This is a genomic window from Geobacter sp. (assembly GCF_027327745.1).
Classification (GTDB): Bacteria; Desulfobacterota; Desulfuromonadia; order Geobacterales; family Geobacteraceae; genus Geobacter.
The window spans coordinates 21212-27280 of sequence record NZ_DAHVYG010000061.1; the positions used below are offsets into that span (position 1 = coordinate 21212).

At 65.2% G+C, this 6069-nt stretch carries 5 protein-coding genes; all 5 read left to right on the forward strand.

Annotated features, from left to right (window positions below; translation table 11 throughout):
- Positions 1 to 8 precede the first annotated feature (8 nt).
- The 5 genes from murF to murG are packed head-to-tail and all read left to right on the forward strand — an operon-like array spanning position 9 to position 6057.
- Positions 9 to 1418: a UDP-N-acetylmuramoyl-tripeptide--D-alanyl-D-alanine ligase gene (gene murF / locus M6689_RS11815; RefSeq protein WP_298271912.1), complete on the forward strand. Its 1410-nt coding sequence runs from the start codon at positions 9 to 11 to the stop codon at positions 1416 to 1418.
- A complete protein-coding gene (gene mraY / locus M6689_RS11820) occupies positions 1418 to 2494 on the forward strand; it encodes a phospho-N-acetylmuramoyl-pentapeptide-transferase (RefSeq protein WP_298271915.1) in 1077 nt (358 codons plus the stop codon). The genes murF and mraY overlap by 1 nt, the downstream gene beginning before the upstream one ends.
- 1 nt (position 2495) lies before the next feature.
- Complete coding sequence (gene murD / locus M6689_RS11825; protein ID WP_298271917.1) at positions 2496 to 3854, forward strand: UDP-N-acetylmuramoyl-L-alanine--D-glutamate ligase; 1359 nt, start codon at positions 2496 to 2498, stop codon at positions 3852 to 3854.
- Positions 3851 to 4972 carry a putative lipid II flippase FtsW gene (ftsW, locus tag M6689_RS11830; RefSeq protein WP_298271919.1) on the forward strand — a complete coding sequence of 374 codons (1122 nt, stop codon included), beginning with the start codon at positions 3851 to 3853 and terminating at the stop codon, positions 4970 to 4972. The genes murD and ftsW overlap by 4 nt, the downstream gene beginning before the upstream one ends.
- Complete coding sequence (gene murG / locus M6689_RS11835; RefSeq protein WP_298271921.1) at positions 4969 to 6057, forward strand: undecaprenyldiphospho-muramoylpentapeptide beta-N-acetylglucosaminyltransferase; 1089 nt, start codon at positions 4969 to 4971, stop codon at positions 6055 to 6057. Before ftsW ends, murG begins: the two co-directional genes overlap by 4 nt.
- Positions 6058 to 6069: the final 12 nt, after the last annotated feature.

Below are 6069 nucleotides of genomic sequence, written 5' to 3' on the forward strand. Positions count from 1 at the left end.
AAGCGGGCTTGTTTACCATTGCAGAGATTGTCGAGGCGACGGGAGGAACCGTTGCCGGGGAAAACGCCGGCGGCGAGGCCTCCGGAGTCTCCACCGATTCCCGGTCGGCGGCGCCGGGAGAACTCTTCGTGGCGCTGAGAGGCGAGCGGTTCGACGGGCACGACTTCCTCGGTTCCGTGGGGGAGCGCGGCGTGCGTGCGGCGCTCGTCGAACGGCGGTGGTTCAAGGGGGGGAGTGTCCCCGCAGAATTATCCTGCATCGTGGTGAACGACACGCTGCGGGCCCTCGGGGACCTCGCCTCGTACCACCGGCGCCGTTTCAGCCTGCCGGTCGTGGGGGTCACCGGAAGCAACGGCAAGACGACCACCAAGGAGATGCTGGCGGCGATCCTCGACCGGACCGGCGAGGGGCTCAAGACCGAAGGAAACCTCAACAACCTCGTCGGGGTGCCGCAGATGCTCTTCCGTCTGACCGGAGCCCATCGCTGGGCGGTCCTCGAAATGGGGATGAGCGAGTTCGGCGAGATCGACCGGCTGGCGGAGATTGCCCGCCCCGACGTGGGGATCATCACCAACGCCTATCCGGCCCACTTGGAAACGCTGGGAAACGTCGAGGGAGTGGCGAGGGCCAAGGGTGAGCTCTTCCTCCGGCTCCGGCCGGGGGGGTGCGCGGTCTTCAATGCCGATGACCAGCTCATCGCCCAGTGCCCATCGCCCGAAGGGGTGCGCCGGATTTCCTTCGGTTTCGGCGCGGCCGACGTGACGGCGGAATCGATCGAGAGCCTCGGCGTCCGGGGGCAGCGGTTCATGCTCCGGCTGCCGGGGGAAACGGTGCCGGTCACGCTCCGGGCGTTCGGCCGGCACAACGTCGCCAATGCCCTTGCCGCCGCGGCAGCGGCCCATGTGCTCGGTGTGCCCGCCGATGTCATCGCCAGTGGGCTCGGTACATTCCATCCCTACGCCCGCCGGTTCAATCTGGAGGAGGTAGGCGGCGTGGTGCTGATCGACGACAGCTATAACGCAAACCCCGCCTCCATGGCCGCTGCCCTCACCACGCTGCGCGAGATCGCCGACGGGCACCGTTCGGTGGCAGTCTTCGGAGACATGCTGGAGCTGGGCGAAGGGGCGGAAGAGTCCCACCGGCAGTTGGGACGCCTCGCTGCCACCTGCGTCGACCGGCTCTACCTCATGGGGGCCATGGCCGGGGTCGTGGCCGCCGGGGCTCGGGAGGGGGGGATGGCCGAGGGTGTCATCGTAGTTGCCGCCGGCCACGAAGAGATCGTACAGGACCTGCGGCGCACGGTCGGTGCGGGAGAGTTCATTCTCGTGAAAGGTTCCCGGGGGATGGCCATGGAAAGGGTCGCGGAAGGGATCAGGACGATGGAGACCGCCTCCTGCAGTGAGAGAGGACACGCCTGATGCTCTATCATCTCCTCTATCCGCTGGCCAGTGATTTCAGGATCCTGAACGTCTTCAAGTACCTGACGTTCCGAACTATTTATGCGGTCATCACTGCCCTGGTGGTATCGTTTATCATGGGGCCGTGGGTGATCCGAAAGCTGGAGGCGCTCCAGGCGCGGCAGGTGATCCGCACCGACGGTCCCGAGTCGCACCTGAAGAAGTCGGGGACGCCAACCATGGGGGGGATTCTCATCCTCGTCTCCATCGTTATTCCCACGCTGCTATGGGCGGACCTGACCAACATCTACGTCTGGACCACCCTGTTCGTCATCGTCGGGTTCGGCCTCATCGGCTTCACCGATGACTACAAGAAAGTCGTGGAGAAAAACCCCAAGGGACTTTCACCCCGGCAGAAGATGTTCTGGTCGTACGTGATTGCGGGGGGGGCGGCCTTTTTTCTCGTTTATGGCGCCGGGATCTCCACCGAACTGTACTTTCCCTTCTTCAAACGGCTCCATCCTGACCTGGGTTTTTTCTATATCCCCTTCGCGATGCTTGTGATAATCGGGGCTAGTCATGCCGTGAACCTGACCGACGGCCTCGACGGCCTCGCCATCGGTCCCGTGGCGATCAACGCCGCCACCTATTTGCTGTTTACCTATATTGCCGGGAATGCTAAACTCTCCAGCTATTTACAGATTCCTTACGTCCCCGGAGCCGGCGAGCTGGCAGTTCTCTGCGGTGCCATGGTGGGGGCGGGGATCGGCTTTCTCTGGTACAACGCCTATCCCGCCGAAGTTTTCATGGGGGATGTGGGTTCCCTCTCCCTGGGTGGGGGGCTGGGCATCCTGGCGGTCATCACCAAGCAGGAGATCCTCCTCGTCATCGTCGGCGGGATCTTCGTCATAGAGGCCCTGTCGGTCATCTTCCAGGTGGGGTCGTACAAATACCGCGGCAAGAGGATATTCCGGATGGCGCCGATCCACCACCACTTCGAGCTGAAGGGGGTGGCGGAGCCGAAGATCATTGTCCGGTTCTGGATCATCACCATCATCCTGGCGCTGGTCGCCATTTCGACCCTGAAGCTGAGATAACATGGAACTCTCCGGAAAGAACATACTCGTCGTAGGGCTGGCCCGCACCGGGGTGGCGGTGGTCCGCTTCCTGGCGCAGCGGGGTGCCCGGGTGACGGTGACCGACCTGCGGGATGAGGCCGCCCTTGCGGGACCGCTCGGAGAGCTGGCCGGACTCCCGGTGACCTACGTGCTGGGCCGGCACGACGAGGCGGACTTTGCCGCCGCCGAGACGGTGGTGGTGAGCCCCGGCGTCCCCCAGGAAAGCCCCTTCCTCCAGGCGGCGCGGCGCGCCGGACACGAGGTGATTACCGAGATCGAGCTGGCGTCCCGCTTCATCGCCGCACCGATGGTGTCCATCACCGGCACCAACGGCAAGACGACCACTACGACCCTCACCGGGGAGATCTTCTCGGCCTGCGGCTTCCGGACCTTTGTCGGCGGAAACATCGGCAATCCTCTCATCGAACTGGCGGGAAGCGGCGAGGCGGTGGAGCGGGTGGTGGTGGAGATCAGCTCCTTCCAGCTGGAGTGGATCAGCTCCTTCCGGCCGCAGGTGGCGGTGCTCCTCAACGTCACCGAGGACCATCTCGACCGCTACGCCACCTTTCAGGAATACATCGACGCCAAGGCCCGGATTTTCGAGAACCAGGACGCCTCGGACTGGGCCGTCCTCAACATGGACGATCCGATCGTGGCGGGGTTTGCCGGCCGGATCGGCGCGACGGTCTTCCCCATGAGCCAGCGGCAGGAGCTTGCCGAGGGAATTTTCCACCGCGACGGCGTCATCACCTTCCGTCACGGCGGCCGCGAGGAGCGCTTCCCGACGGAGCGGTTCCGGATCACCGGGGTCCACAACATCGAGAACATCATGGCCTCCCTCGCCGCGGCGCTCCTCCTGGGGTGCGACGCGCCACGGGCGCTGGCGGCCGTGGAGGCGTTCGGCGGCCTTCCCCACCGGATGGAGCTCGTGCGGGAGCTGGACGGCGTCCGCTACTACGAGGACAGCAAGGCGACCAACGTCGGGAGCGTGGAGAAGGCCCTCGCCAGCTTCACCGGCATCACCCTCATCGCCGGCGGCAAGGACAAGGGGGGGAGCTACACCCCCCTCGCCCCTCTGGTGCGGGAGCGGGTGCGGCACATGATCCTCATCGGCGAGGCGCGGGAGCGGATGGCCCGGGAGCTCGGCCATCTCACCGACACCCGGATGGCGGCAACCCTTGAGGATGCGGTGGCCCTTGCCGCATGTCTGGCCGGGCCGGGGGAGGTGGTGCTCTTCTCGCCGGCCTGTTCCAGTTTCGACATGTTCCGCGACTACGAGGAACGCGCCCTGCGGTTCCGGGCGGCGGTCAACGGCCTTGCCGGGGGAGGTGCGCCGTGAAGCTCGGCGTGAACGTCAAGGAGATCGAGCGCTACGACCTGGTCATCCTCCTCATGGCGGTGGCCCTCACCTGCTTCGGGGTGGTGATGGTCTATTCTGCCTCGTCGGTCATGGCGACCAAGAAGTTTCACGACGGCTTTTACTTCCTGAAGCGCCAGGGCATCTACGCCCTCATGGGGTTCGGGGTGATGACCCTCGCCATGAGGTTCGACTACCGCAAGTGGCGCGAATACGCCGTGCCGATCCTCCTCGGCTGCCTCGCCCTGCTCGTCCTCGTCTTCATTCCGGGGATCGGCGGCGCCGCCAAGGGGGCGTCCCGCTGGATCCGGCTCCCGGGCTTCAACTTCCAGCCGTCGGAACTGGCGAAGATCGCGCTGATCATGTACATGGCATATTCCCTCGACAAGAAGCAGGAGAAGGTGAAGTTCTTCTCCACCGGCTTCGCCCCCTACATGGTGCTCCTGGCGCTGCTCCTCGGGATCCTTCTCAAGCAGCACGACCTGGGGGCGGCGCTCACCATGGGGATAGTGGCGATCATCATGCTCTTCGTGGCCGGGACGCGCCCCCGCTACATCCTCGGCATGGGGGTGCTGGCGGTGCCGTTCATCTGCTATGTCGTCATGACCGAGTCGTACCGGATGCGGCGGATAAAGGCGTTCCTCAATCCCTGGGAAGATCCGACCGACACCGGTTTCCAGATCATCCAGTCGTGGCTCGCCTTCGGCAACGGCGGCATCATCGGCCAGGGGCTCGGCGAGGGGAAGCAGAAGATGTTCTATCTCCCCGAGGCCCATACCGATTTCATCCTCTCGGTGACCGCCGAGGAGCTGGGGCTCATCGGGGTCATCGTCATCGCGGCCATGTTCCTGATGCTCGTGCTGCGCAGTGTGCGGGTGGCCCTCATGGCCGAGGACACCTTCGGACGGTTCCTCGCCTTCGGCATCGCCACGCTGCTCGGGATCCAGGCCTTCGTCAACATGGCGGTCGTCACGGGGCTCCTGCCGACCAAGGGGCTGGCGCTCCCCTTCATCAGCTACGGGGGGAGCTCCCTCATCGTCACGCTGTTCGCCGTCGGGGTGCTCCTTAACGTCTCGACCCGCATGAAGGGGGCGCCATGAGACTGCTCATTGCGGGAGGGGGTACCGGTGGCCATCTCTTCCCGGGGATTGCAGTGGCGGAGGAGTTCCTCGCCCGCAAGAAGGGGAACGAGGTCCTCTTCGTGGGGACCTGGAAGGGGATCGAGGCGCGGGTGCTGCCGAAGCTCGGCTATCGCCTCGAATGCATCACCGCCGCCGGTATCCGCGGCAAGGGGAACGTTGCCCGTGCCAAGGGGCTCGCCATGTTCCTCTACGGCTACGCCCAGTCGCGAAAGATCCTGAAGGAGTTCCGACCGGACCTGGTCCTCGGTGTCGGCGGCTACGCCTCGGCGCCGGCGCTCCTGGCGGCCAAGGGGATGCAGATTCCCCGCTTCGTTCACGAGCAAAACGCCATCCCCGGTTTCACGAACAAGATGCTCGCCACGGTGGCCGACCAGGTCTTCATCTCCCTGGAGGAGTCACGGAAGTTCTTCCCGGAGGGGCGGACGCTCCTCACCGGCAACCCCCTGCGCCGGCAGATCCTGGAGCAGGTGGTCGATACGGGCGCTGAGGGGCGGCAGGACGATGCCTTCCACCTCCTGGTCTTCGGCGGAAGCTCCGGGGCCCACCGGATCAACCTGACCATGGCGGAGGTCCTCCCGTTTCTGGAGGAAGCGAAGGGGCGACTGCGGATTACCCACCAGACCGGCGAGAACGACCTGGAGGAGGTGACGGCGGCCTACGACGAGCGCGGGTTCCGGGCCGATGCGGTGCCGTTCATAGACGGCATGGCCGACGCCTACCGGTGGGCCGATCTGATCATCTGCCGGGCCGGTGCCACAACAATCGCCGAGATAACCGCCTGCGGCAAGCCGTGCATCTTCATCCCGTACCCCCATGCCGTCGACGACCACCAGCGCCGCAACGCCGAGGCGCTCCTCAAGTGCGGGGCCGGCCTCGTGATCATCGAGAAGGAACTCACCGGAGAACTGCTGGCGCGGACGATCCGGGAACTGATGGACGATCCGGCGAAACTGCGGGCCATGGGGGACGCGGCTAAGGGACTGGCACGGCTGGACGCCGCCCCGGTGATCGTGGACGAGATGCTGAAGGCAAAGAAAAAGTAGGGGCGCTGCTTG